The 25,458-nt window shown below is 69.1% G+C and carries 18 protein-coding genes; 6 read left to right on the top strand and 12 right to left on the bottom strand.

The window, feature by feature from the left end; translation table 11 throughout:
* Positions 1–24: 24 nt before the first annotated feature.
* Together OHA10_RS07940 and OHA10_RS07935 are read left to right on the top strand one after the other, a co-directional pair.
* On the top strand, positions 25–1,947 hold the full coding sequence (locus OHA10_RS07940; protein WP_371405515.1) for an acyl-CoA dehydrogenase: 1,923 nt from the start codon (positions 25–27) through the stop codon (positions 1,945–1,947).
* Positions 1,940–2,563, top strand: coding sequence for a hypothetical protein (locus OHA10_RS07935; RefSeq protein WP_371405514.1), 624 nt, complete (start codon positions 1,940–1,942; stop codon positions 2,561–2,563). The genes OHA10_RS07940 and OHA10_RS07935 overlap by 8 nt, the downstream gene beginning before the upstream one ends.
* Positions 2,564–3,006: 443 nt before the next feature.
* Here OHA10_RS07935 and OHA10_RS07930 read toward each other — a convergent pair whose 3' ends face one another.
* Both OHA10_RS07930 and OHA10_RS07925 read right to left on the bottom strand, forming a co-directional pair.
* A complete protein-coding gene (locus OHA10_RS07930; protein ID WP_371405513.1) occupies positions 3,007–3,645 on the bottom strand; it encodes a LuxR C-terminal-related transcriptional regulator in 639 nt (212 codons plus the stop codon).
* The gene (locus OHA10_RS07925) at positions 3,633–5,534 is read right to left on the bottom strand and encodes a sensor histidine kinase (RefSeq protein ID WP_371405512.1); all 1,902 of its coding nucleotides are present in this window, start codon (positions 5,532–5,534) and stop codon (positions 3,633–3,635) included. The genes OHA10_RS07930 and OHA10_RS07925 overlap by 13 nt, the downstream gene beginning before the upstream one ends.
* Before the next feature lie 148 nt (positions 5,535–5,682).
* Between OHA10_RS07925 and OHA10_RS07920 the strand changes: the two genes are divergently transcribed.
* Positions 5,683–5,988 carry a hypothetical protein gene (locus tag OHA10_RS07920; RefSeq protein ID WP_371405511.1) on the top strand — a complete coding sequence of 102 codons (306 nt, stop codon included), beginning with the start codon at positions 5,683–5,685 and terminating at the stop codon, positions 5,986–5,988.
* Here the strand turns inward: OHA10_RS07920 and OHA10_RS07915 are convergent, their stop codons facing one another.
* Positions 5,989–8,523: a bifunctional FO biosynthesis protein CofGH gene (locus OHA10_RS07915; RefSeq protein WP_371407912.1), complete on the bottom strand. Its 2,535-nt coding sequence runs from the start codon at positions 8,521–8,523 to the stop codon at positions 5,989–5,991. It lies immediately after the preceding gene.
* Positions 8,524–8,638: 115 nt separating this feature from the next.
* Here OHA10_RS07915 and OHA10_RS07910 point away from each other — a divergent pair, with 115 nt between their 5' ends.
* Together OHA10_RS07910 and OHA10_RS07905 are read left to right on the top strand one after the other, a co-directional pair.
* Positions 8,639–9,193 (top strand): TetR/AcrR family transcriptional regulator, encoded by a 555-nt coding sequence (locus tag OHA10_RS07910; protein WP_371405510.1) that lies wholly within the window; start codon positions 8,639–8,641, stop codon positions 9,191–9,193.
* A gap of 70 nt (positions 9,194–9,263) precedes the next feature.
* Positions 9,264–11,090, top strand: coding sequence for an ABC transporter permease (locus OHA10_RS07905; protein WP_371405509.1), 1,827 nt, complete (start codon positions 9,264–9,266; stop codon positions 11,088–11,090).
* On the opposite strand, the gene OHA10_RS07900 is transcribed toward OHA10_RS07905, so the two are convergent.
* From OHA10_RS07900 to OHA10_RS07880, 5 genes are all read right to left on the bottom strand, one after another.
* Positions 11,047–11,544 carry a DUF2867 domain-containing protein gene (locus OHA10_RS07900; RefSeq protein ID WP_371405508.1) on the bottom strand — a complete coding sequence of 166 codons (498 nt, stop codon included), beginning with the start codon at positions 11,542–11,544 and terminating at the stop codon, positions 11,047–11,049. The genes OHA10_RS07905 and OHA10_RS07900 overlap by 44 nt on opposite strands.
* Positions 11,545–11,556: 12 nt before the next feature.
* Complete coding sequence (locus OHA10_RS07895) at positions 11,557–12,087, bottom strand: TetR/AcrR family transcriptional regulator (protein WP_371405507.1); 531 nt, start codon at positions 12,085–12,087, stop codon at positions 11,557–11,559.
* Positions 12,088–12,121: 34 nt separating this feature from the next.
* Entirely contained in the window at positions 12,122–13,336 is a 1,215-nt protein-coding gene (locus OHA10_RS07890) for an MFS transporter (protein WP_371405506.1), read from the bottom strand.
* Entirely contained in the window at positions 13,333–13,779 is a 447-nt protein-coding gene (locus OHA10_RS07885; protein WP_371405505.1) for a MarR family winged helix-turn-helix transcriptional regulator, read from the bottom strand. The genes OHA10_RS07890 and OHA10_RS07885 overlap by 4 nt, the downstream gene beginning before the upstream one ends.
* Positions 13,780–13,924: 145 nt before the next feature.
* Entirely contained in the window at positions 13,925–17,989 is a 4,065-nt protein-coding gene (locus OHA10_RS07880) for a S8 family serine peptidase (protein WP_371405504.1), read from the bottom strand.
* Between the two features lie 206 nt (positions 17,990–18,195).
* Here OHA10_RS07880 and OHA10_RS07875 point away from each other — a divergent pair, with 206 nt between their 5' ends.
* Complete coding sequence (locus OHA10_RS07875) at positions 18,196–19,170, top strand: helix-turn-helix domain-containing protein (RefSeq protein WP_371405503.1); 975 nt, start codon at positions 18,196–18,198, stop codon at positions 19,168–19,170.
* Positions 19,171–19,248: 78 nt separating this feature from the next.
* On the opposite strand, the gene OHA10_RS07870 is transcribed toward OHA10_RS07875, so the two are convergent.
* The 4 genes from OHA10_RS07870 to OHA10_RS07855 all read right to left on the bottom strand — a co-directional run bounded on the left by OHA10_RS07870 (position 19,249) and on the right by OHA10_RS07855 (position 25,397).
* Positions 19,249–20,559 carry a glycosyltransferase gene (locus tag OHA10_RS07870; RefSeq protein ID WP_371405502.1) on the bottom strand — a complete coding sequence of 437 codons (1,311 nt, stop codon included), beginning with the start codon at positions 20,557–20,559 and terminating at the stop codon, positions 19,249–19,251.
* Positions 20,556–22,775 carry a glycoside hydrolase domain-containing protein gene (locus OHA10_RS07865; protein ID WP_371405501.1) on the bottom strand — a complete coding sequence of 740 codons (2,220 nt, stop codon included), beginning with the start codon at positions 22,773–22,775 and terminating at the stop codon, positions 20,556–20,558. The genes OHA10_RS07870 and OHA10_RS07865 overlap by 4 nt, the downstream gene beginning before the upstream one ends.
* Before the next feature lie 85 nt (positions 22,776–22,860).
* The gene (locus OHA10_RS07860) at positions 22,861–24,540 is read right to left on the bottom strand and encodes a dihydroxyacetone kinase family protein (RefSeq protein WP_371405500.1); all 1,680 of its coding nucleotides are present in this window, start codon (positions 24,538–24,540) and stop codon (positions 22,861–22,863) included.
* 98 nt (positions 24,541–24,638) lie between these two features.
* Positions 24,639–25,397, bottom strand: a complete 759-nt coding sequence (locus OHA10_RS07855) for an IclR family transcriptional regulator (protein ID WP_371405499.1) — start codon at positions 25,395–25,397, stop codon at positions 24,639–24,641.
* Positions 25,398–25,458: the final 61 nt, after the last annotated feature.

The raw sequence follows: 25,458 nt of genomic DNA, 5'->3' as shown, positions 1-25,458 counted from the left end.
CGGCAATCCGCATAAGTTAAAGGCATGAGCACATCGGGGATGCGGGACTACTTGGACGGGCCGCACAAGGCGGCGCGGGACGTCGTGCGAAGCCGGCTGGCTGCGCACGCGGATCTGGCGGATCTGGCGGTGCGGCTGCCGCGGGACGAGTATCGGGACAAGGTGCTCGAATTGTTGCTGGAGTCGGCTGCGGACGGGTTGCCGGCGCGCGGGTATCCGAAGGAGTACGGCGGTGAGGGTGATCTCGGCGGGTTCATCGCCGGGTTCGAGACGCTCGCGTTCGGTGACCTGTCGCTGATGGTGAAGGCGGGCGTGCAGTTCGGGCTCTTCGCCGGCGCGATCCTGCATCTCGGCACGGAGAAGCACCACGAGCACTACCTGGCGGATGCGGTCAGCGGGCGCCTGCTCGGTTGCTTCGCGATGACCGAGACCGGTCACGGGTCGAACGTGCAGGCCCTCGGCACGACGGCGACGTACGACGAATCGACGGGAGAGTTCGTCGTCCACACTCCGACACCGCAGGCGCGGAAGGACTACATAGGTAACGCGGCGCGGCACGGGCGGATGGCAGCGGTGTTCGCGCAGCTTGTCGTCGGTGGTGAGACTCACGGCGTGCACTGCCTGCTGGTGCCGATCCGGGACGAGGACGGTACGCCGCTGCCGGGCGTGACGCTGTCGGACTGCGGACCGAAGCTCGGGCTGAACGGGGTCGACAACGGGCGGATCGTGTTCGACCAGGTCCGGGTGCCACGGGAGGCGCTGCTGGACCGCTATGCCCAAGTTGATGCTGACGGCAACTACATGAGCGCGATCGAGAACCCGGACCGGCGGTTCTTCACGATGCTCGGGACGCTCGTGCAGGGACGCGTGTCCGTGGGCGGCGCGGCGATCAACGCGAGCAAGGTCGCACTGACGATCGCGATCAGGTACGGCGATCAGCGGCGCCAGTTCGGAGCTCCGGGGAGTGCCGAGGAAACGGTGCTGCTCGACTACCGGATGCATCAGCGGCGACTGTTGCCGCTGCTCGCCCGGACGTATGCGTTGCACTTCGCGCAGGCCGAGCTGGTCGACGAGTTCGCGCGGGTGTTCAACGACGATCGCGACGAGCACGACCGGCGCGCGTTGGAGGCGCAGGCGGCCGGCACGAAGGCGCTGGGGACGTGGCATGCGACCGAGACGATCCAGATGTGCCGCGAGGCATGTGGCGGTGCCGGCTACCTGGCGGAGAACCGGCTGGCCACGTTGAAGGCGGACACGGATGTGTTCACGACGTTCGAGGGTGACAACACCGTCCTGCTGCAGTTGGTGGCGAAGGGTCTGCTGACGGACTACCGGGAGTCGTTCGGCAAACTCGACCCGCTGAGTACGGCGCGGTTCGTCGCGGCGCAGGCGGTGGAGATCGCGGTCGAGAAGGCCGCGCTGCGACCGGTGATCGAGCGGCTGCGCGACGTCGTACCGAATCGGGGTGACGCGGCTGATCCGGATGCGGGGTTGCGGGACGATGCGTACCACTCGGGCATGCTGCGGTTCCGCGAGCAGCACATGTTGTCCGGGGTGGCGCGGCGGCTGAAGGCCGGGATCGATGCGGGTGACGAGCCGTTCGACGTGTTCAACCGGTGCCAGGACCACGTGATCGCGGCCGGGCGCGCGCATGTCGACCGAGTCGTCCTCGAGGCGTTCCAGGCGGCGGTGCAGGATGCGCCGGAGGAGCTCCAGCCGCAGCTGCACGACCTGTACGACCTGCATGCGCTGGTGACGATCGAGGCGGAGCGCGCGTGGTACCTCGAGCACGGGCGGCTGTCGGCGGGCCGGTCGAAGGCGATCACCGCGCTGGTCAACGAGTTGTGCGCGACCGTCCGGCCCGCGGCGGTGGAGCTCGTCGACGCGTTCGGAGTACCGGGCTCGGCAGTGGAGGTGCCGATGGTTGTACCGTCACAGCATGAGTGAGTCGATCGAACCCGCGTCGGCTGCCGAAGCCGCCCGCGAACTCGCCCGGGTACTGCTCGAGCAAGCCGATGCTCTGGACCTGCACGACCTGCGGGCCACCGGCGCGATCGAGAACGTCCGGGTCCAGGCCCGGGCGCTCGCGGACGCCGTCCACGAACGAGGCTGGGGCGACATCTTCCTCGGGATCGACTCGTACGACCCCGACGAGCTGGACGACCTGCCCCTCGGGCCGGACGACTTCGACGACCCGGCGGACTACCGGGAGATCGTCGAGGGCGGTCTGGACGACCTCGAGGAGCTCGGTGAGCCGTTGCTACCCGAGGACGGCGTCCGGCTCAGCTACCAGGCGCGCTACGACTACGTGGTGACCGACCCGGAGGCCTTCGTGCAGTACGTGCGGAGCCGCGCGGACGAGGCGCAGAACGACGAAGTGATCGACGACATCGAGGACGCCCAGTCGGCGTTCGAGCTGCTCTGCTACCTCGACGGTCTCGGCTCAAAGGAGTACGAGTCGTTCGGGCTGATCCCCGGCGGCGGCGAGGAATCGCACAAGGTGGTCGAGTTCTCCCTGTGGGACCTCGACCCGACCCGCCGCGACGACACCTACCCCTACTAGAAGCTCCCGGAGATGGAACTTCCCCGCTGTACTGGTCCCCAGCAGCACCAGTACGGCGAGGAAGTCTCCACATAGAAACGCCGACCGTGCCGGACGTTGGTCGCCACCTCACTGGCGACCAACGCCCGACCGGCACGGCCGGCGTCCTGCTGTTGCCCCGAGAGGGCAAGTGGCCCGAAGGAGGGTGGGCCCGAAGCTCATTCCGAGGCCGGCAGGGGAGGTACAGTCCGGTCGCGGACGGGAGCTCGTCGGGGGCCACCTGGACCCGGTGTCGGCGACCCGTCCGCCGCCGACAAGAGAACGTTGTCACGGGGCGGCTACTACCGGGAATCATCCGGTTCAAACATTTGCATTGCCTTTGAAGTAGGCAACGCTCAGTGAAAACTCCCTCACTTTCCGTGTAGATGTTGCCTTCTGCAACAACTAACCACTCGTCAAGACGCTCACTGGCGCAGCTGAGTGAGGACAGCGAGCACGCGGCGGTGGGTGTCCGGCGCCTCGTCGATGCGGAGCTTCTGGAAGATGCTGCGCATGTGGCTCTCCACCGTTCGCTCGGCCAGCACGAGCTGCGCGGCGATCGCACTGTTCGAGCGCCCTTCGGCCACCAGCGCCAGCACCTCACGCTCCCGCGCGGACAGCGCGGCCACCGGGTCATCGATGCGGGTGGGCGTCACCAGCGCCGCGACGATCGCCGGGTCGAGCGCGGAGCCGCCGTCCACGACCCGGCGCATCGCGTCGAGGAAGTCCCCGACCCGCAGTACCCGATCCTTCAGCAGGTACCCGAACCCGCCGGTGCCGACCAGCCCGACCACGTGACGCGTCTCGATGTGCTGCGACAACATCAGGATCGGCCGCGCCGGCGACTCCGCCCGCAGGATCACGGCCGCCCGCGCGCCGTCGTCGGTCATCGTCGGCGGCATGCGTACGTCGATGATGGTCAGATCGGGATCGACCGCCCGCACCACGTCGACCAGCTCGTCCGCGGAGTTCGCCGTACCGATGACGTCGTGACCGTTCTCGGTGAGCAGGCGGCTCAAACCCTCACGAAACAAGGCGGAATCCTCGCCGATCACGATGCGCATGGGATCTCCACAGTGATCGAGGTCCCGGACCCCGGCGGGCTGTCCACGGTGAACTCCCCGCCGACCGAGGCCACGCGGTCTCGTAATGACGTCAACCCGAATCCTTCCCTGGCTCCGCCCACACCGTCGTCACGCACGACCGCACGCAGTACCTGATCCGTCAGTCCGACCGAGATCGAGATCCGCGTCGCCCGGGAGTGCTTCAACGCGTTCGCGATCGCCTCACCGACAGTGAAGTAGACCGTCGTCGCAGCGCTCTCGCCGACGTCCAGTTCGGGTACGACGAGGTCGACCGGCAACGTACTGTCCGCGACCAGTTGTCGCAGCGCCACCGCGAGACCGTCGTCGAGCCGGCTCGGCCGGACCCCGTGCGCGATCCGCCGCAGCTCCGCAACGGTGTCCTCCAGCGTCTCCACCACCTCATCGAGCTCGCGGTACGCCGGTACGCCGGGCTCGAGCTGGTACTGCACCGAGCGCAGCCGCATCCCGATCGCGATCAACCGCTGCTGGGCGCCGTCGTGCAGGTCGCGCTCCAGGCGCTGCCGCTCCGCGGTGACCTCGTCCATCAGTCGAGCCCGACTGGTCCGAACCTCGGCCAACGCCTCGCGCAGCTCGAGCTGCAGCCGGCTCACCTCGATCGGCAGCCGCGCTTCGACGACTGCTTCCCGGGCGCGCCGGACCCGCCGCGCGGACGTCGTACCGAGGACGAGCGCGCCGACCACGGAATCGCCGGTCTGCAACGGGATGGCGCCCGCGGGCGGTTCGAGTTCCGATCCGGGTCGGTGCAGCAAGACCCGCAGGCCGGGGTCGTCGAGGGCGGAGCGCAGTACGGCCTCGATCTGTTCCGGCTCGGCCTCGCCGTCGCGGACCCGCCGTACGAAATCGCGGATCCGGGCCAGTGCGACGGTGCGATCCGGGTCGACCAAGCGACCGACTGTGCGATGGATCCAGTGATAGACAGGGAGAAGGAGCAGCGCGGTCACAAAGGCGGCGGTCGTGACGCCGACCCGGTCGGGGAAGAACCCACCGGCCGTCGTCACCACTGCCGCGAACACACCTGCGGAGATCAGCGTCGTGACGAGCCAGCTGACGGTCGCGCCGAGCAGCCGGTCGATGTCGAACAGATCGTGCCGCAGGATCGCGACGGTGATCGCGCCCGGCACCAGGACGAGCATGGCGATCAGGAACCAGGTGTACGCCAAGGTTCCGGGAGCGCCCAACGCGATCGCCAGCCAGCTGAGGCCGAGCAGGATCGGCACGGCGACGGCCGCGGCCATCAGCCAGCGCAGCCGTTGCCGGGTCAGTTGATCGCCGCGTCGGTACCGCACGACCAGGCTGGACGCGGACGCGAGCAAGGTAGCCAGGAACGCCGCAAGCGCGATGACGATCAGGACTGCACGCGCCGGCGTGGTCTCGGTCCGCGCGGCGTCTTCGCGGGAGACCACGAAGTTCACCAGGGCAGCCGAGACGGGCATCGCGACCCAGATCCACCGCCAGTGCCGGCCGGGCAACAGGCCGTCCGGGAACAGCAGGACCAAGGTGACGAACCCGAGGAACAGCCACGGCCAGGCGCCGACTGACACCTTGTCGACAACGGATGCCAACGGCCACGGGCTCGAGGTCCGCGCCGATGTGCCCCAGTCCTCGATGGCGAAGACGAGCGCAGGCACGGTCGCGGTCAGCGCCAACGCGGGACCGATCGGACTCGCCGGAGCCCGTACGGCGACCAGCCAACCGAGCAGCAAGGCGGGTAGCAGCAGCGCGGTCGTGATCGGCCAGTCGGCCGGCTGCCCGACCGACGCCGGGCCGTAGGCGAGCGCTGCACGTACGACGGCAGCCGCGACGAACACGACCGTCGCGGCAGCGACCGAACGCCGACGCCGGAGCACATCCACATGATGACCGCGGACGGCCGCTCGCGCACCAGTGCCAGCACGTAGCGGCTGTCCACGGCCGAAGTCCGGCGACAGCACCGATGCATCAGGCCAGGCGAGAAAGCGATCGTGAAGGAGTCAGCTACTCGAGGAGGGGACTCCGATGATTGCCATCGCCACCGTTCTGTTCGCGTTTCCGCTCGGATTCTTCCTGCGGAACCGCCTGTCCGCCTACGTCGCGTACATCGCGATCTACGCGTACTGCTTCACGTTCCAGACGCTCTACCTGCTGAGGTCGTGGGTCGGCGACAGTCACCAGGCCTTCCCGGCGGATCCCGGCACGCTGCCGTTGGGCTACCTGGGCGTCACCGCCGGGATCTACGTCGTCGGCTTCGTCCTCGTCACCATCGGTCACCGGGTCGGGGTCAAGCGGCGTTCGCGTGCCGTCGACCTCGACCCGGTGACGTGATCAGGCGAGTTCCAGCGACGGGCGGGCCGGGACCTCGCCGTACGTCGTGGTGCGCTGCCGGGCCGGGCGTCCGGCCGCGGTCGCCATTGCGGTGAGCTCGCTGATCGACTTGCGGCTGCCGTGCTTGGAGCCGGCCATCCGGCTGATCGTCTCCTCCATCAGCGTGCCGCCGATGTCGTTGACGCCGCCGTTCAGTACGGCGACGCACCCGTCGACGCCGAGCTTCACCCACGAGCACTGGATGTTGTCGATCCGCCCGTGCAGCATGATCCGCGCCATCGCGTGCACCGCGCGGTTCTCGTCGTACGTCGGGCCCGGGCGCGCGACCCCGGCCAGGTAGATCGGCGAGTTCTGGTGGATGAACGGCAGCAGGACGAACTCGGTGAACCCGCCGGTCTCGTCCTGCACGGCGGCGATCGTGCGCAGGTGCTGGACCCAGTGGTGCGGTGCGTCGACGTGGCCGTACATCATCGTCGAGCTCGACGGCAGGCCGACCTTGTGTGCGGTGCTGATCACCTCGATCCAGCTTGCCGTGGGCAACTTCCCTTTGGTGAGGATCCAGCGCACGTCGTCGTCGAGGATCTCGGCGGCGGTGCCGGGGATGCTGTCCAGTCCGGCCTCCTTCACCGAGATCAGGAACTCCTCGATCGACAGGCCGGTGCGGACCGAGCCGTTCACGATCTCCATCGGGGAGTACGCGTGGACGTGCATCTCCGGCACGCGATCCTTGACCGCGCGGACGAGGTCGGCGTACGCCGTACCGGGGAGGTCGGGGTGGATGCCGCCCTGCATGCAGACCTCGGTCGCGCCGATGACCCAGGCCTCCTCGGCGCGCTGGCCGACCTCGTCCATCGACAGCGAGTACGCGTCGGCGTCGGTACGGCGCTGGGCGAACGCGCAGAACCGGCAGCCGGTGTAGCAGACGTTGGTGAAGTTGATGTTGCGGTTCACCACGTAGGTCACGTCGTCGCCGACCGTTGCCTTGCGCAAGTCGTCGGCGATCCGCGCAAGCTCGTCGAGCGCCGGACCGGTCACGGTCATCAATGTCAGCGCCTGGGCGTCGGAGAGCCCGGCAGGGTCACGCTCAGCGGCGGCCAGGGCCGCCTTCACCTCGGCCGAGATCCGCTCGGGGGAGGAGCCGCCGGGAGCGGTCAGGGCGTCGCCCGCGGCTGCTGCTTCAGCGGCTCGTCTGGCGGCGACGTCCTCGCGGAGGACGTCCCAGTCGCCGTACGCCGCGTCGAAGTCGGACCTGGTTTCGGTGCGACGGCCTTCGGTGTCGATCGCGGTGTGGAGGTCGGTGCGGCCGACGCTGTCCCAGCCGCCGTCCGGTTCCTGCCAGGGCAGGCCGACGGGCTTGGCGTCCTCGTTGGCCAGACCGGTCGCCGGGTCGACAAGCGCCTCGACGTGCGAGATCAGCCGCGGGTCCAACCACGGCTCGCGCAGGTACTCCGGGTGCGCCGTGAGCCGTTCACGCAGTACGAAACCGGCGTCGGCCGTCACCTTCGCCAGGTCGTCGATCTGGGGCCAGGGGCGCTCCGGGTTAACGTGGTCAGGCGTCAACGGCGACACCCCGCCGAAGTCGTCCACACCCGCGTCGAGCAGCGCACGGCACTCGGCCAGGTCGACGAGGTTCGGCGGCGCCTGCACCCGTACCCGCGGCCCGAGCACGATCCGCGTGACCGCGATCGCGGCCAGCCACTCGTCCAGCGGTACGTCGGCGTCGTTGCGCATCGCGGTGTCCGGCTTCACCCGGAACCCCTGGATGATGACCTCCTGGATCCCGTTGTACTGCCGCGCAATGCGACGCAGGGCGAAGATCGAGTCCGCCCGCTCGGGCAGCGTCTCACCGATCCCGATCAGCAACCCGGTGGTGAACGGAACGTTCGACCGCCCCGCGTCCTCCAGCACCCGCAGCCGGATCGCGGGATCCTTGTCTGGCGACCCGAAGTGCGGCTGCCCCTTCTCCTCGAACAGCCGCCGGGACGTGGTCTCCAGCATCATGCCCATGCTCGGAGCGACCGGCTTCAGTCGCTGCAGGTCCTGCCACGACATCACGCCTGGGTTCAGGTGCGGCAGCAGACCGGTCTCCTCGAGGACCCGGATCGCCATCGCCCGCACGTAGTCCAGCGTGCTGTCGTACCCGGCCTCCTCCAGCCACTGCCGCGCCGCGTCCCACCGCTCCTCGGGCGCATCGCCCAGTGTGAACAGCGCCTCCTTGCAGCCGAGCGCCGCACCTTGCCGCGCGATCTCCAGCACCTCGTCGGGCGACAGGTACGGCGAGTGCACGCGGCCGGGCGTCGTCGCGAACGTGCAGTAGTGGCACCGGTCCCGGCACAGCCGGGTCAGCGGGATGAAGACCTTCTTCGAATACGTGACGATGCCCGGACGGCCGGCGTCGACCAGGCCTTGGTCGCGGACCCGGGCTGCGGTCGCCATCAACGCGGTCAGCGCGTCGCCCCTCGCGCCGAGCAGCACCTCCGCCTCCGCCGGGTCGAGGGTCTTGCCGTCGTCCGCACGCTTCAGAGCGCGCCGCATCGCAGTACTCAGATCGTTGGCCACGAAATCCGAGCCTAAGACGGGAAAACCGATCGATCTCGCGATTCCGGGCACCAAAAACAATCCGTACAGACGTCCTGATAGTTTGCTGTTCGTGCAGGTCAGGAGGGGTGCGGACGGTCGGCGGCTGCGCGGTGAGCAGCGGCGGAGCGAGCTGCTGCGGGCCACGCTGACCGTCATCGAACGCGACGGAGTCGCAGGTGTGAGCCATCGCGCGGTGGCTGCGGCGGCCGATGTCTCGGTCGCTTCGATCACGTACCACTTCCCGACCCTCGACGATCTCCTCGTCGCCGCGCTCCGCTCGGCCGCGGAAGATCTCGCGGTCGAGCTGCACGGTCGGGGCAGCGAGCTGGGTGCGCGGCCGGCCGATGAACTGGCGCGGTTGATCGAGCACAGCGTCGTACGGCGACGTGGCAGGACGCTGGCGCTCTACGAGCTGTACCTGTATGCCGCCAGACGCCCGGAGCTCCGTGAAACTGCTGGAGCGTGGTTGGAGCCGTTGACCGAGATCGCCCGGACCTTCACTGCGGATCCGCAGAAGGCACGGCTGCTGGTCGCGGCGCTGGACGGGTTGCTGATGCAGGCGCTGATAGGTGCGCGTGAGGTTGACCAGCAGGACGTCGCCGCGCTGGTGCAGGTGCTGAGGTAGCGCACGGGCTACCTGCGGTCGGGTGCTGAAGCCAGAGCGGTCGGGCAGTCGCAGCAGGTTGGCTGGGCTCATGCTGAGGTTGTCTGTCGGAGCGCTGCGGACCAGGTGGCAGCTGTTCGCCGGTGCGGTCGTCGCCGTCGCGCTAGGGGTCGGGTTGGTGCAGTCCGGGCTGCAGATGCTGGCTGCGACCGATCGGCCCGTTCTGCCGGCGGGACTGTCGGCGTACCAGCGTGCTCAGGTGCGGGAGGGGTACGTCGGGGCCGCAACACTGCTGGGGATGTCGGTGATGCTGGCCGTCTTCCTGGGCGTGTTCATCGTCAGTACGACGTTCGGGTTCATGACGGTGCAGCGGCGGCGGGAGTTCGGGCTGCTGCGACTGGTGGGCGCGCCGCGGGGATACCTGTGCCTGATGGTGGTCACTGAGGCCGGACTGCTCGGGCTCGTCGGCAGTGTGGTCGGGCTGCCGCTCGGAGTACTGGCGACGTGGGCTCAGTCATGGCTGCTCATGCGGCTGGGGATGCTGCCGAGCTGGTTCGAGGCCCCGTGGGATCAGGGCGCTGTGTGGGCGGCGATGATCATCGGCGTCGGTACGGCGCTGGCCGGCGTACTCGCGGCGGCCTGGCGGGCGTCGCGGATCAACGCGCTGGATGCGGTCGTGGAGGGGGCGGCCGCGCGGCGGGTGATGACAGGCTGGCGATGGTTCTGGGGACTGTCGGCCGCGTTCGGCACGGTGGTGCTGGTGATCGCGGCGCAGGCGGCGCGCGATCTCGTTGCGGGATTGATGATCGGGCTCGTGGTGATGATCAGCGGATCCGTCGCGCTGAGTCAGTTGAGTCCGGTCGTCGTACCGCTGGTCGGCCGCGTTCCCGCGGTCGTTGTTCGCGGCAACTTGATCGCGGATCTGGCCCGGGCCGGCGTCCTGCACGCAGTACGGCGAAGTGCGGCGACCGCGGCGCCGCTGATCGTGCTGGTCGGACTGGTCGTCGGGTTGTGGGGGACATTCGGCTCGCTGGCGAAGGCGGTCGGGGTGGAGCAGGAACGGTTGATCACGGCCAATGTCGTCGTCGATCATCCGGTCGCGCCGGGGCCGGGGATCGTGGCGGCGTCGACGCAGACCGCGGTACCGATCGTTGTCATGCGCGGGAAGAACACGGTGTACTCCGAGGCGATCGGGATCGACGCGGCGGCGTACCAGCAGACGCACAGGCTGCGGCCGCGGAAGGGTTCGCTGGATCGGCTGACCGGGCGGACGATCGCGATCGGGCCGGGGATGGCGGTCGAGGGTTACAAGCTCGGGTCGATCCTCAAAGTTGCTCTAGGCAATAGAAGTGTCACGGTGAAGGTTGTTGCGATCATGCCGGAGACGCTCGACGTCAGCGAGAACTTCTTCATCCCACGGAGCTTGTTGCCGGCGGGCGGACGGACCGAGACCCTGGTCAAGCTCGCGGCCGGTGCGACGATGGGTGGTCGGACCGTGAAGGAGTGGGCGGAGGCGCGTGGCGAGGCTCAGCAGCGGAGCAACTCGGGTCTGTTCGCCGCGCTGATGGGATTGGCCGGGATCTTCACCGCCGTCGCGGTGGTCAACGCGGTGGTCATGTCGACGGCTGATCGACGGCGCGAGTTCGCGCTGGGGCGGATGGCGGGGTTGACCCGTGGGCAGGTCGTGGCGATTGCGGTGGTCGAGTCCGCGACGGTCGTGGTGGTCGGCGTAGTGCTCGGAGCCCTGGTTGCCGCGGGCGCGCTGGCGGGGATCGCGGCAGGTCCTTACGGCCTTGCTGCGTTGGCGATTCCGTGGCGGCTGCTCGGGTTGATCTTCGCGGCGGCGCTGGTGGTCGTCGGTACGGCGGCGGCACTCACTGCTTGTCGCGCGATGTCTCGCCGGCTCGGCACATACTGAGCAGGACGAGGTGGTGGAACGGGCGGATCAGGTTGTAGTAGAACCGCCCGGCGGGACGCAGGAACTGCACCAGGGTGACGACCTTGAATGTCGCCGGTCGCTCGTTGTCGGTGATGATCGCGAGGTAGCCGATCAGGTGGTTGTCGGAAACCTTCAGCAATAGATAGTGATCCTCCTCGCCGCGCACGACGGTGAAGAACGCATCCTTCTCGCCTGGCGTGAAGCTCACTGTCTCCGGGCGGAGCCGCCGCGAGTCCGGCACGGTTGCCGTCTCGAGGCGCAGTACCATCGCGACCGCGATCCGGATGGCGAACAATCCCTTGACCCACAACGGGCTGTGGCTCAGCGCGCCCGCGGTGAACTCCCGCAGCGTCACGTCGCCACGCGCCGTCTTCACATCGATCTCGTCCACGACCGGGATCAGGTCGTCGAGCTCATGCAGTGTGGTCGGCATCGTTCGCTCCCTCTAATCGATGAGACGGAGAGTGAGGTCGTAGATCTCCCGCAGCTCTGCCCGCCCGATCGGCGGCAACACCTGCTCGGCCCCGATCAGAATCAGATACAGCAACTGCGCGAACCGGTCCGGGTCGCCGTCGGCCCCCAGCCCACGACACAGCTCCTTGAGGTACGCCGTCCGCGCCTCGTCCACCCGCTCCTGCGCCGCCCGAACGTCGGGATCCTGCAAGGCCCACGCCCGCACAGCAATCTCCAACGCCGCACTGTCCGGATCAGCCAGCACCAACCGCAACAGATGCTCCAGCTTCGCCCGAGGCTTGGCGTTCTCCTGCTGGATGGCGTCGATCAACCGGGTCGTGTACTGCACCTCGAAGTACTCCAGCAGCGCCGTCTTGAAACCGCCGGCACTCCCGAAGTGGTGGTAATACGACCCCTTCGTCACCCCGAGCTGATCAGTCAACCGCTCGATCGTGAGAGCCGGCGCCCCCTCGGTCGCCAACAACTCGAGCCCGGCATCCAACCACTCAGTCCGCGTCACCACACCCGGACCATACCATACGGTTTGGTATGGTCGATCAGGCGTCGGCGGCGGTAAGGGCTTCGGCTTCGGTTTCGGAGTGGTTGGCGGGGACCCGGAGGTGGGAGAGGGGCTTCCAGCCCGAGGCCAGGACGCCGACAGCGAGCAGGACCGCGATTGCGCCGACGTAGAACGGCAGTTGGATGTTGAACTCCTCGCCGAGCTTCCCGGCCAGCCATGGTGCGACCGCGCCGCCGGAGAAGCGAACGAAGGAGTACGCCGCGGACGCCGTACCGCGCTCGACCGGCGCAGCCGACATCACGGCCTCGGTGATCAGTGTGTTGTTGATGCCGAGGAACAGACCGGCCACGACGACGCCGATTGCCAGCACGGCCTTGTGGTGGGCGAACAGCCCCATCACGGCGAGGTCTGCGCTGAACAGCAGCAGCACGGTCATCGCGACCGGCAGTGTGCCGAACCGGCGCTGCAACCGCGGCGCCACGAACACCGAGGTGAACGCGAGACACAGACCCCACCCGAAGAAGATCAGTCCGATCTCCCGCGCCGACATCGCCAGCGGGAACGGGGTGAACGCGAGCAGCGTGAAGAAGCCGAAGTTGTACAGCAATGCGGTGACCGCGACGGTTGCCAGCGACCGGTGCCGCAATGCCTTCAGCGGCTCGAGGATCGACGTACGACGGGCTTCCGGCGGCGATGCGGGCAGCAGGAACGCGGTCGCGGCGAGCGCGATCGTCATCAGGACGGCGACGCCGAAGAACGGGCCGCGCCACGAGATCGTGCCGAGCTCACCGCCGACGAGCGGGCCGGCCGCGATGCCGACACCGAGGGCGGCCTCGTACAGGATGATCGCCTCGGCGACCGAACCGGCGGCCGAGTTCACGATCGTGGCGAGGGCGGTCGCGATGAAGAGCGCGTTACCGAGGCCCCAGCCGGCCCGGAAAGCGACGATCATGCCGATGCTGTTGGATGCGCCGGCCAGTGCGCTGAAGACCACGATGATGGCCAGACCGATCAGCAGGGTGCGCTTGGCGCCGATCCGGCTCGAGACCGCACCGGTGATCAGCATCGCGACACCGATGACCGCCATGTAGCTGGTGAACAGCAGCGAGACCTGGGACGGGCTCGCGTGCAACTGCTCGGCGATCGGCTTGAGGATCGGGTCCACCAGGCCGATGCCCATGAATGCGATCACGCAGGCGAACGCGACCGCCCAGACGGACTTGGGCTGCTTCAGGAACGATGACTTGCTCACCGGGGCGTGTCCTCCAGAGGTTCGAGGGTGAGGAGTTTGTGGATGACGGCGACCGCGGCCTCCAGGGTGGTGAGGTCCGTCGCGGAGAGTTGGTGAAGCCGGGAGGCCAGCAGGACACCGGCCTGCCGCCGTGCGCTGTTCAGCTCGGCGAGGCCGGCATCGGTGAGGCTGATCAGGCTGGCGCGGGAGTCGGCGGGGTCGGCCGCGCGCCGCACCCAGCCCTGCTCTTCCAGGCGCTGGACGAGGTTGGACATCGTCGGCTGGGAACACCGGTCGGCCTTGGCCAGCTCACTGATCCGGGCCTGGCCCAGTTCGTCCAGCCGGCCGAGCACGCGCATCGCGGCGTGCGGCAGCGTGTTCACGTCCCGGGTCGCCATCCGGGTCAGTCGCGACGACGCGACGACGACATCCTCGCCGAGCCGAGTCAGATCCGTAGCTGTCACACTCACAAATATACATAGGAATGCTATGTATAACCACAGGAGTGAACGAGATCACGCGCCGACCGGTGTCGAGAATGCGACGGGCGGGGAGCGGCAGGTCGCCGCTCCCCGCCCGTCGTCAGCAGGTCAGTAGAAGATCAGCAGGTCAGTAGGAGAACTGCTGGATCTGCGTGCCGTCCGGGCTGTACGTCCAGGCCGTCCGGGCCGCCGGGTCGAGCTGGAGCGAGGTGTCCTGGATGCCGTGCAGGAGCAGGCCGCCTCGGTTCGTGACGATGATCCCGTTGAGGGTGCGGACGACCTGTCCGGTGCTGAGATCCACGACCGCGACCTGGCTGGTCGCGTTGTTGTCGGAGACGACGCCTTGCTGCGAACCGACGTACACGGTCCCCTCAGGCGCCGCGAACGACACCAGGGCGAGGTGGTGAACGCCGTCGACGGCGAGTGAGGCCGGCGCACCCTTGCGCAGGGCGATCCCGTCACCGGTGGTCTGCGAGGCCTCGTCGTACGGCGTGAGCGTGGCGGTCGGAGCGATCTTCGTGCTGACCGATCCGGCGGCCAGGTTGTAGAGCGTGCCGGCGCCGTCCGACGCGATCCCGTGCCCGCAGGCGGACACTGACTCGGCGGTGGTCACCGCCCTGCTGTCGAGGTCGATCTTCGCCGGCGCGACTCCGCCGAGACAGATGATCGCGCTGCCGATCTTGCCCAGGAGTACGGCGCCGGTCGACCGGTCGAGGTCCAGCAGACTGTAGGTCCCGGCCGGGATCGTTCCATTGCCATCAGCAACGATAGGCGTTGCAACGGTGCCGTCGGCAAGGTCGACGGGGAGGACCGAGTCGACGTTGTCGGCGTTGGCGCGGACCAGTACCGCGGCCCGGTTCCGTGACGGGTCGACCCGCCCGGAGACGACCCGGTAGTCAGCGGCACGGACTACCGAACTGCCGACCAGTGTTCCCCTGGCGGTGTCCCAGGTCTCGAGTTGGGTGTCTCCGCCGGCCGTGGCCACGTGTGCGAGCAGGACCCGATGCGTGGCGGGCGCAACGCCGATGACGTGGTAGTCGGAACCGCTGTGTGCGTCGGAGGTCAGGACCGTGCCGTAGGTGCCGGTCGCGGTGGAGTAGCGCCGGACTTCGCTGCCGCCCGTGGTGGTGCGCAGGGCCGCGATCGAGTCATTGCCGGAAGCAATGAAGCTCAAGAGGGTGCCGCCGTCGGGCGCAGGACCGTCGTCGACGGCGAGGTTCGAGACCGATGACGCCTGGCCGACGACGCGGTGGTGGTTGTCAAGGGCAAGGATCCGGACGCTGTAGGTGCTGGAGGTGGCCAGGCCGAGTGCCAGCGCGTCGAGTCGGACGGTGCCCGAGGTGCCGGACAGCGCCTTGGTCGCGGTGGACGGAGTGTTCACTCCGTCGTTGTCCAGCGCCGACCCGTCCGGGTTGCTGAAGGTGTTCAGCGAGCCGAACAGGGTCGGGGCGGGCGCGGAGAATTCGGCGATCGCAGACTGCGCGCCGGGGACGTTCCGTACGTCGTACCGCAATCCGAAGCCGGGCGCGGTGCGGGTGACCTCGGCTGTGTGGCCGTAGGCGCCCTTCTTGGTGGCGGCCCCGCTGAGTGTCGGCGCGTCCGGCCGGAGGGCAGCGGTGCCGCCGACGATCCGGATCGGTGCGAACTCGCCGTACTTCGTCAAGCTGGGGTTGCCGCCGAAGCCGGACAGGGCGATGCCGATGCCGTAGAGCCCGCCTCCGCTCGCGAACGCCTCGGCCGGGATGGTGACCGTACCGGTGGACGCGGTCAGGGGCTGGTGCCAGCCGGCCGAGAAGATCGGACCGAGGGACGGGTTCCAGTGGCCGACCGTCGAGACGACCAGCTCGGGGGCGGTCGCGGTCGCAACTCCGGTGAGGTCGTACGAGACCGTGACGGAGTGCGCTGCCGGAGCCGTGGCCGGGGCGAGCGGCGCGGTGGCCTCGACGTATCGGCCGTCGCTCGGGCCGACGGTCAGGGTGCGATGCACGCCGGCCTGCGCCTTGCCGCCGATCAGCACCTGGAAGGTGTAGTCGACGGTGCGGTCGGCGGCAGAGATCACTGGGAGTCCGGCCGCCGACAAGAGCTGGCTGGGCGTCACCCGGATCGTCGGGGTGTCGGAGGAGAAAGTGACCGGGTGGTCGGTGCCGACGCTCAGGGTGTAGCGGGGCGTGGCGTTCCGCGGCAGTCCGGTGATGTCGGCGGCGAACGTCACCGGACCGACCAGGCCTTCGCCGTTCCCGCCGGAGGCCATGTCGCCCAGGTCGATGCGGTTCTGGTCGGTCGTCTCGAGGAACGTGCCGCCGAGGCCGCCGACGGTGACCCGGTGGGCGATGGAGAGCCTGACGATCGAGGGACGGATGCTCTTCAACTTGCCTCCGAGCGCCTTCTCGGTCGCGGCGGTGACGTCGATCTGCGGGCCGACGTTCAGGGCGCGGTCGAGCTGCGGCGGGGTCTGGACTGCCCGGCCGGTCTCCTTCAGCAGGTCGCGAACCTGTCCGGGGCTCAGCCGGTGACCGGCAAGCCGACCGGCCTGCAGTACGACGGCAGCGGCCGCCGCGATCTCGGGCGCCGATGCCGACGTACCGCCGTTGAACACCGGAGTGACCGCCTGCGCGCTGCCACCTGCGGTGTGCTGGAAGGCGATGATGTTGTCGCTCGGCGCGGACAGGTCCACCCGGCTGCCGAAGCCCGAGGAAAAGGTGCCGAAGCCGCTGATACGAGTCTCGGCGTAGGTGCCGGAAGCACCGGACTTCGCCGGTACGGCGAGCGTGTCGTCCAGCGTGGTTCCGCCCGCGGCGATGGCGCCGCTGTCGGGCACCTGGGACGGCGTCGTCGTTTCCGCGACGTCGTCGATCGTGGTGGCCGAAGCCGCGCTCGCGGCCCGGTCGGTGGGCGTGCTGCCGCCGTCGGGGCCGACCGCGGCCGGGGTGTACAGCCGGGTGCCGTCGTTCGAGGAGATCGCGACGACGATGCCGTCCTTCTTGACGATCGAGGTGACCACGGACCGGACGTACGGGTCGTCCTCGAGGTAGCGGCCCGGGAACCCTTCGGAGTCCGTGCCGAAGCCGAGGCTCGCGGTGATGACGTCAGGACGCGGCGTCTGGTGGGCGGCCGCCAGCAGCGCTCCGGCGATCTGCTTGATCGTGGGCTCCTGCGGCACCACCAGCCGGTAGTCCGCGCCCGGCGCGATGCCGAGCAGATCGGTGTAGCCGCTGCCGGCGGCGCCTTCGCGCTGCTGGTCGTGGGACAGCGGGGCCATCACGCTGAAGTCCAGGAGCACCTCGCCGAGCCCGGGATCCTGGTTCTCGGTCGAGCCGGCCGGATCGAGCGAACCGTCGGCGCCGGCGACGTAGGTGGGAATCAGCGGCATCGACGGCAGATCGAGGTACCGCCGGCCGTCCTTCAGGATCGTCGTCGGGCCGTAGCCGGTGACGTAGTTGTCGCCGGCGTCGGCCATCGACTGGTCGGTGAGGTCGCCGATCGACACGTTGGTGATGATCTCGCCGGCGCCTGGCTGCTGACCGTAGTCGTTGCGGAGGGTGCTGAAGGCGCCGAGCGCGTTCACCCCGCCGGCGTTGAGGAATGCCTGCGCGGAGTTCGACACCGCGTAGTTCGACGGCAGCTCGCCCGAGGGGCTCCCTGCCGTCGCAGGCGGCGCTACGGCAGGGGAAGCGGGGGCGGCAGGCAGCGGCCGAGGTCCGGTGTTCATGGTGTTCACGTAGCGGTCCGGTTCGGCGTGAACGACCCCGGACGTGCTCTGGAGGGCGTCGGCGACCGCTGCCGAGTCCTTTTCCGTCGTCGTCACCACGTAGGTCCGGGACAGGTCCGGTACGTCGGTGGCGAGCGACGGGAACAGCGGATGGAGCGAGGTCGCGCCCACGGCGCGCAGCTTCGCGTCGAGCGCCTTGTCGTTGGTCTGCGGAGCACGGGCGGCCACCTTGGTCTGGGCCTTCCCGGTGAGCGCAGGCCCGGTCACCGAGGTGTCCTGGTCGAGCGTGACCAGGACCTGGCCCGGCACGACTCCCTGCTGCTGGGCAGGCGGCTTGGGTACGACTGCGGAGAGCGCAGCGGCCGGCGGAGTGGCAGCAGGACGGGCGGCGGAGGCGATACCGGAGCCGGCAGCAGCCGTGACGGTCGCCAGCGCGAGTGCGGCAGCGCCGAGTCTGCGATACCGAACATGATTGAGGTGCATGGGCGGGCCTTTCGGGCAGGACACAGCAGGCAGCGGGCCGGAGCGGGCTGCCAGTGGCGGAGAGGTGGACCAGGCGGGCGTGGACGGGGGCGGGAGCTGCGCCTGCCACTGATGGAGGATGTCAACGCAGGCAGCAAGGACACAAGGCGTGTGGGTGGCCGAAGTACGCCGTGTGGCGGAGAGCCGCCACCCGCTCCGGAGGATTCATGAAACTGGACGTGCTCGGACTCACGGACGAAACAGAGGCTGTGTATTCAGCCTTGGTCGGGAAGCCGCGGTGCACCGCTTCGGAGTTGGCCGAGACCTGTGGAATGGCCGCGGCCAGTGTCGGACGATTGTTGTCGGCGCTGGTCAAGGACGGCCTTGCCATCCGGTCAGCGGGACGTCCACCGCGGTTCTCGGCCACCGTCCCGGACGTCGCGGTGGCCGCGCTGATCGACGAGCAGCAACATCGCCTGGACGCCGCGCGTTCTGTGGTCCACCAGCTGATGGAAACCTATCGGGAGGCGGCGCGGATCACCCATCCCGAGCTGGCGGTGGAGCTGCTCACCGACCGCGACGACATCAGCTCGGCGGTGGGCAGGCTGACGGCCGACGCCCGCAGCGAGATCCGTGCGTTCGACCGGCCGCCGTACGTCGACCGGCCGGGCTCCAACCTCGACCTGCAGATCCAGCGACAGCGAAGGGGAGTAGATCACCGGGTGATCTACAGCCGGGAGGCGGTGGCCTGGCCGGGGCGGATGACCTCAGACATCGGACCCAGCATGCGAGCAGGCGAACAGGCCCGGGTGCGACCGGAGTTGCCGCTGAAGCTCGTGATCAGCGACGACCGGGCGGCGATCATCCCCTTCAGCCTCGCGGCCGGCGGCCAGTCGGCGGCATACCTGATCCAGCAGTCGCCGATGCTCGTCGCGCTGGAGTCCCTGTTCGAAGCCGAGTGGGAGCGCGCAGTCGCCCTGACGGACGGTCTGGAGCCAGAGGCGGCGCCCGACGAACCGGACGTCGAGACTCGGCAACTGCTGACGCTGCTCGCGTCCGGCCTCACGGATGCGGCGATCGCTCGCTCGCTCGGGTGGAGCGAGCGGACCACGCAACGGCGTATCCATCGGCTCATGCAGCAGCTCGGCGCGTCGACCCGCTTCCAGGCCAGCCTCACCGCGGCACGACGCGGCTGGCTCTGAGACTCCATGCTGCGGGACTACCCGCTGCAGCGGCGAGGGTTCCGCCGCGGGATCGACCGGACCGGTCGACAACCGGGCTCAGGCGACGGGGACGGCGGGAGCCTGGGTGCGGGCGAAGAGGCGGTCGAACACCGCGGCCCGGTCGAACTGCAACGCGTGCGCCCGCGCGCGTCCCTCGGCCGCCGACCGTTGCTCGCGGGTCCAGTCGCACACGACCTCGTCGAGTACGGCCCGCAGCGTGGCCGGGTCGTGCTGCGGCACCAACAGGGCCGTGTCACCGACCGCCTCGGGTACGCCGCCGGTCGCGCACGTGATGATCGGCCCGCCGCCGGCGAGAGCCTTCTCGACCAGCGCGATCCCGAACGTCTCCACGAATTCCGGCTGCTCGCGGGTCGGCAGCACGAACGCCGCGCTCCCGGCCATCAGCGCCGGCTTCTCCGCGTCGTCCACGTCGGTCAGCACCTGCACTCGCTCGCTCAGGCCCGCTGCCGCCACCCGCGCCACCACCGCAGCTTCGTGCGGCCCGCGCCCGGCCAGGACCAGCGGCACCCGCTCGGCCGACCGCGAACCGGCGTACGCGTCGATGAGGTCGTCGACCCCCTTCGCGGAGGCGATCCGGGACAGGAACAGCACGTACCCGTCCCTCGAAAGGCCACGGCGGGTGAGGGTTTCGGCGATCATGTCGTCGGTGATCGACAGGTAGGGCCAGGAATCGACGGCCGGGTAGGAGATCGCGATCCGCTCACGGCACCGCTGCGCGAACGTCGTACCGTGCATGTCGTCGAGGGTCGCAGCCGAGGCCACGATCAACTCCCTGGTGTACTCCGACACCGCCACGCAGTGGTCTGCCGCCAGATAGACCGACAGGATGTGCGCCGCCGCTCCGAACCTGCCGGTGGCCACGCACTCGCGCACGACGTTGGTGATGTCGGAGCCCACCGCCTCGGCCACGGTGACGACCTGCGCAGGCCCGATCTGGCGCGCCACCCGGACGGCTTCCTCTACGGCGATCGTGTGCGGACTCAAGTACAGCGACATAGCCACCGTCGGGACACCGTCGCTGAACAGTTCGACGAGCCGCCCGATGAGCCCGGACAGGTAGCGCCCGTCCGGGACCCGGTAGTCGCCGACGGGACCGGGCCGTTCCACGGTGATGCCCGGGCTGTACGGCAGCACGCGATCGAGTGGTTTCATCGGCAGTCCGGCGGCCTCCAGTGCGTCCAGCGGCCAGGTCACGATCCGTACGTCGTCGAACCCGCGGGTGAGCGCCACCTCCGCGAGGCACCGTGCCTCACCGGAGTGCCCGCAGATCACCGGGTCGGCGCGGACGACGATGACCAGGCGGCGGTTGGGTCTTGACGTGGCAGGGGTGTCGTCGGCGATGTTCATACCTCACCTCCAGTGGCGTGCAGCGCGTCGGATGTGGATGGTGGCCTGATCCGCGTGCCCCAGCCGGATGGCTGCGGGCCGAGTTCGATGTGCAGGTTGCGGACGTGCCGCAGTTCCCGGCCGGAGATCCAGGGGCGTTCGAGTGTCTTGCCATCGATCGCGACGGACTGGACATAGGAGACCGGTCCGCCTGGCATGACGGGCTCGAATCCTGTTGTGGTGATGGACAGGTCGCCGTCCGGCAGTTGGGTCGTGGACTCCGCCACGGCCGGCGCGCTCACCAGGAACAGGTTCTGACCGGCCACCGGGAACAGCCCGAGCGTCGCCCACACGTACCACGCGGACAGCCCGCCGGAGTCGTCGTTACCCGGCAGCCCACCACGGCCGGTGCCGAACTGGTTGGCGACCGCGGCATGTACCACCTCGGCGGTTCGGTCCGGTCGTCCGGCGTAGTGGTAGGACCACGGCGCCTCATAGTCCGGTTCGTTGTTCAGTCCCTCGAACCGGCACAGGCCGTACCCGGCGTTCATCTCGGCCACGCTCGGCGCCACCCCCGGCTGGATGACTGGCGCGGCGTCGTACCCGAAGAACCGGTCGAGCAGACCCACGAACGCCTCGTCGCCTCCGGCGAGTGCGATGCGGGCGCGCATGTCGTGCAGCAGCCGGAAGGAGTAGTTCCAGCGGCCGCCCTCGTAGAACGTCGAGTCCCGCAGCAATCCGGTGTCCGGGTCGTACGCCGCTTGCCAGCCGCGGGCGAGATCGCGCATCTGGTGGGCCAGCTGCCGATCCCGCACCTTGTGGGCGATCGCCGCGGTGCAGTGATAGGCGTAAGCGAGGTCGAGGGTGTGGCTGATCGGGTGGGCCACACCGTGCACCAGGTAGTCCTCGCCGTACGTCCGGCGTAGGTCCATCTCCAGGTGCACCATGGCCCAGTCCCAGTCGATACCAGGCAGATCCAGCTGGCACAGGTCGGCGAAGAAGGTGTGGGCGAGAGCGCTGCCCTGGCGTGAGAATCGATCGGCGCCCTTGGCCATCCGGTAGCCGATCGGTAGGTTGCCCTCCTGTTCGCAGATCGACAGCAGGGCCCCGGCCAGCTCGACCGAATGCTGCGGGAACAACGTGTTCATCAGCGGCAACTGGGTGCGGTAGATGTCCCACATCGTGCAGATGTCGAACGCGTAGGGGCCTTCGGTCGTCCACGACGGGCTCTCGTCCGCTGCGAAGCACGGCTTGACCAGCGAGTGGTAGAGCGCGGTGCCGAAAACCGTTGCCTGGTCGTCGGACTCGGCCTTGATCGCGACCTTGCCGAGGTGGTCCCGCCAGGTTGCTGCCGTCTGGTCACGTCGGCCGTCGAACGTGAGCTGGCTGCGGCCGACGTCCAGGTGCAGGTTGTCGCGGGCCTTCTCGCACCCGCGCAGGGAGAACCCCAGCCGTACTTCGACGGTCTGCTCGGCACGCGAGGCGCCCATGAACATCAGCCCGAACGGCCGCAACGTGGTCGGCCGGATGTAGTCGAAGTCCAGGCGGGTGCCGCCGGGCATCAGACGCCGGTCGTACCACAGCAGCTGCCGCCAGCCCGGGGCGTCGACCTCCAGGTGTACGGCGAGCGGCACCCCCTCGACGTGGATCTCGCCTTGCGCCACGCCGGGCTCCAGCATCGCGAGGTGCGCCTTCAGCGGCACGGTCCGGCTGTGCGGGATGGCCAGGCCGCCGGTCGAGGCGTCGATGACGATCCGGGCGGCGTCGTTGGCCGGGAAGGTGTACCGGTGGACGGCCGACTTGGGGCCGACGGTCACCTCGCAATGCACCCCCGAGCTCAGCGTCGCCGCGTAATAGCCGGGCTCGGCCACTTCGTCGAGCAGGTCCCAGGTGGTGCCCAGGTCGTCGAGCGGACCGAGCATCGGCGTGACCCGGAAGTAGTTGTAGTACTTGCGGATCGCGCCGGTGCCGGACTGCTGGAAGTGCGTGAAGCCGGATGCGACCGGGCGGTCGTACAGCAGGTCGGGCACGCCCTCGGTGTTGAAGTCGTACAGCCCGTACCCGGTCGGGTAGGCCCCGGAGTACGGGCAGGCCGACACCATCCCGAAGGGGTGCATGGCGCCCGGGTGGGTGTTGCCGACCTGAGGCTTGGGCCACCACCAGTTCGCGGCCAGGCCCTGCGGTGTCGGCAGGTCAGTGGCGCCGGTCCCGATGAACGGGTCGACGTGCTCGTACATCGGCTCACCGCCTCGCCCCGGCTGACGTGGGCTCTCAACGTAAGAAGCGCATGTTTCAGCCGCGTGACCGGACGAGACGCGCAGGTTACGACCGGACCGGGTAAACGGCTTCCAGGGCGGTGCGGATCGCTTCCAGCTGGAGTACGACGGCCTGGGCACCTGGATCGACGACGCCGAGGACGCGATCACCCAGGTAGCTCGACCGCCCGCGCACGGCCACGATGCCGGCCGTCTGCTCGGTACCGGCCCGCGCCGCGGTGACCGCATCGGCGAGTTGCCCGCTGCGCAACGCGGCCGCGGCCGGGATCAACGCGTCCAGCATCGTCCGGTCGCCGAGCTTCGCTCCGCCGAGCTCGGCGATCGCGTCGACTCCTGCCGCGAAGGCGATCGGCCAGGGTTCGCCGTCGCTCCGTTTCGCCGAGATCCGGAGAACGAGCGCCGCATACAAGGGACCGGACGTGCCTCCGACAGCGCGTCGTACGGTGCCGGCGATTCCGCGGAGCACGCTCGCGTCGTCGGTCCCGTCGTACTGCGGTTTGTCGGTCAGGACGGCGCGGGCGCCGCGCGCGAGGCTGAGGCCCAGGTCGCCGTCGCCGACCTGTTGGTCGAGGTCGGTCAGCTCCTGCTCGGCATCGAGGAGCCGCGCGCAGATCGCCTCAACAGTCCGCCACAGCAGGGAGTTGTCGTCGACGGGAACGGTGCTGACGGCAACGATTTCGTGATCGCCCGGCGGAGTCGGCAGCTCGCGTACGACGCGACCGACGTGCGCGGCGGGCCATGCCGTCGTCCGGGTGGGTGCGTCCAGGCGTGACAGCACCTCGTCGTCGACCCGGGCCAGCGACAACGAACAACCGGCCATCTCCAGGGCGGTGAGGAAGGATCCGGTCCAGGCGCGCTCGAGTTCGATCCCGTGCTCGGCCAGGTAGGTGACGGCACGGCGGGCGATGACGCCGAGCTCCATCGTCGGCGTACCGCCCAGGTTGTTCACGAGCAGGACGACGCGATCCCCGGCTGTGATGCCGCGATCGACGACGAGGCGGGTGAGCAGGGTGTCGATGACCTCGTCGGCCGGGCGGAGCTCGCCGCGTTCGACACCCGGTTCGCCGTGGATGCCGAGGCCCCATTCGATCTCGTTCGCGGCGAGTTCCAGCCCGGGCTTACCCGCGGCCGGAACCGTGCAGGCGGACAACGCGACGCCCATCGTCGCGATCGACTCGGCCGCCTTGATCGCCTCGGCTTTGACTGCGGCGAGCGGCAGGCCTGCCTCGGCGGCGGCGCCGGCGATCTTGTGGACGAGCACCGTTCCGGCCAGACCCCGCCGGCCGGCGTTGTCCCCGTCCGCGGCGAGGGCGGCGTCATCGGCCACGACGATCATCTCGACCTCGAGGCCTTCGGTCCGTGCGATCTCCGCCGCGAGTCCGAAGTTGAGGCGGTCGCCGGTGTAGTTCTTCACGATCAACAGCACGCCGCCAGGGCCGCCGACCGCCCGGATGGCGGTCAGGACCGCGTCCGCAGAGGGCGACGTGAAGACGTCACCCGCGACCGCGGCGGTCAGCATTCCCGCGCCGACGTACCCCGCGTGCGCCGGCTCGTGGCCGGCACCTCCGCCGGACACGAGTGCGACCTGGCCGCGCCGGCGGAGTACGTCGTGATCAGCGCGAACGACGACGCCGTGATCGAGCAGGGTGATGTCCGGGTTGGTCAGCGCGAATCCCTGCAGCATCTCGGGGACCACCGCGGCCGGGTCGTTGACGAGCTTCTTCATGACGGCACTCCTCGCGCAGAATCCGAATAGCATTCGATAATGTCGAATGGATTTCGGAGCATAGAGTGCAGTTCATCGGGCTGTAAAGAGCCCCCGTCTCAGCGCGGCGGGACGGGCCAGCGGTTGGCGCCGAGCTCGCGGGAGATGTTGCGGGCCGCTTCGCGGACCGCGGCGAAGGTGGCGTCGGCCTGGGGCCAGTCGACCGCGGGGAGCACGATGCCGATCGCTCCGACGGCCAGGCCCGAGGCGTCGAAGATGGGCGCCGCGACCCCCGCCTCGCCCAGCACGGCCTCTTCCTGTTCGGTCGCCAGTGCGTCCTTGGCCACCTCGTCGAGCTGCTTCCTGAGCATCGCCGGGTCGATCACCGTCTCCGACGTCATGCTGCGCAGCTTCCCTCCTGCCAGCAGTTCGTCGGCCTGCTCGGGCAGGAACGCCAGCATCGCCTTCCCGAGTGCGCTCGCATGCGCCGGGATCACGATCCCGACCTCGGGCATCTGCCGGCTGCCGTCCGGCCGCGGCTCGTGGTGGATGATCACCACCTCGTCGAAGGTGAGCACACCGGTCCGTACGGCGTGGCCGCTGCGCCGGGCGAGCTCCTCGGACCAGGTGACGGCCCGGGATCGCAGTTCGAGCGTGTCCAGGTAGACGTTGCCGAGCTTCAGCACCGCCGGACCGAGCTGGTAGCGGTTCGAATCGCGGTCCTGCAGCACCATCCCGTGCGCCTGCAGGGTCTTGAGGATCCCGTGCACCGTCGACGGCGGCAGGTCGAGCCGCGCCGCGAGGTCGGACAGGCTCAGCCGGCGCGCGCCCTGCAGCGCTCCGAGCATCCGGATCGCCCGGTCGACGGACTGGATCATCGACAACCCCTCAGCTGACACGACGAGCAACTCTTTACATCAGTGAACCACAGGCGTACCT

The sequence above is a fragment of the Kribbella sp. NBC_00662 genome (genome assembly GCF_041430295.1).
Taxonomy (GTDB): domain Bacteria; phylum Actinomycetota; class Actinomycetes; order Propionibacteriales; family Kribbellaceae; genus Kribbella.
Note: the sequence above shows the minus strand (reverse complement) of the source record. Positions and strands in the feature narration are given on the sequence as shown.

Coding starts and splice junctions, on each gene's coding strand:
- OHA10_RS07920 (WP_371405511.1), top strand. CDS start 5,683: ATGATTGCCATCGCCACCGTTCTGTTCGCGTTTCCGCTCGGATTCTTC.
- OHA10_RS07875 (WP_371405503.1), top strand. CDS start 18,196: ATGAAACTGGACGTGCTCGGACTCACGGACGAAACAGAGGCTGTGTAT.
- OHA10_RS07940 (WP_371405515.1), top strand. CDS start 25: ATGAGCACATCGGGGATGCGGGACTACTTGGACGGGCCGCACAAGGCG.
- OHA10_RS07870 (WP_371405502.1), bottom strand. CDS start 20,559: ATGAACATCGCCGACGACACCCCTGCCACGTCAAGACCCAACCGCCGC.
- OHA10_RS07880 (WP_371405504.1), bottom strand. CDS start 17,989: ATGCACCTCAATCATGTTCGGTATCGCAGACTCGGCGCTGCCGCACTC.
- OHA10_RS07900 (WP_371405508.1), bottom strand. CDS start 11,544: ATGCCGACCACACTGCATGAGCTCGACGACCTGATCCCGGTCGTGGAC.
- OHA10_RS07865 (WP_371405501.1), bottom strand. CDS start 22,775: ATGTACGAGCACGTCGACCCGTTCATCGGGACCGGCGCCACTGACCTG.
- OHA10_RS07935 (WP_371405514.1), top strand. CDS start 1,940: ATGAGTGAGTCGATCGAACCCGCGTCGGCTGCCGAAGCCGCCCGCGAA.
- OHA10_RS07860 (WP_371405500.1), bottom strand. CDS start 24,540: ATGAAGAAGCTCGTCAACGACCCGGCCGCGGTGGTCCCCGAGATGCTG.
- OHA10_RS07905 (WP_371405509.1), top strand. CDS start 9,264: ATGCTGAGGTTGTCTGTCGGAGCGCTGCGGACCAGGTGGCAGCTGTTC.
- OHA10_RS07915 (WP_371407912.1), bottom strand. CDS start 8,523: ATGCGGCGCGCTCTGAAGCGTGCGGACGACGGCAAGACCCTCGACCCG.
- OHA10_RS07930 (WP_371405513.1), bottom strand. CDS start 3,645: ATGCGCATCGTGATCGGCGAGGATTCCGCCTTGTTTCGTGAGGGTTTG.
- OHA10_RS07855 (WP_371405499.1), bottom strand. CDS start 25,397: ATGATCCAGTCCGTCGACCGGGCGATCCGGATGCTCGGAGCGCTGCAG.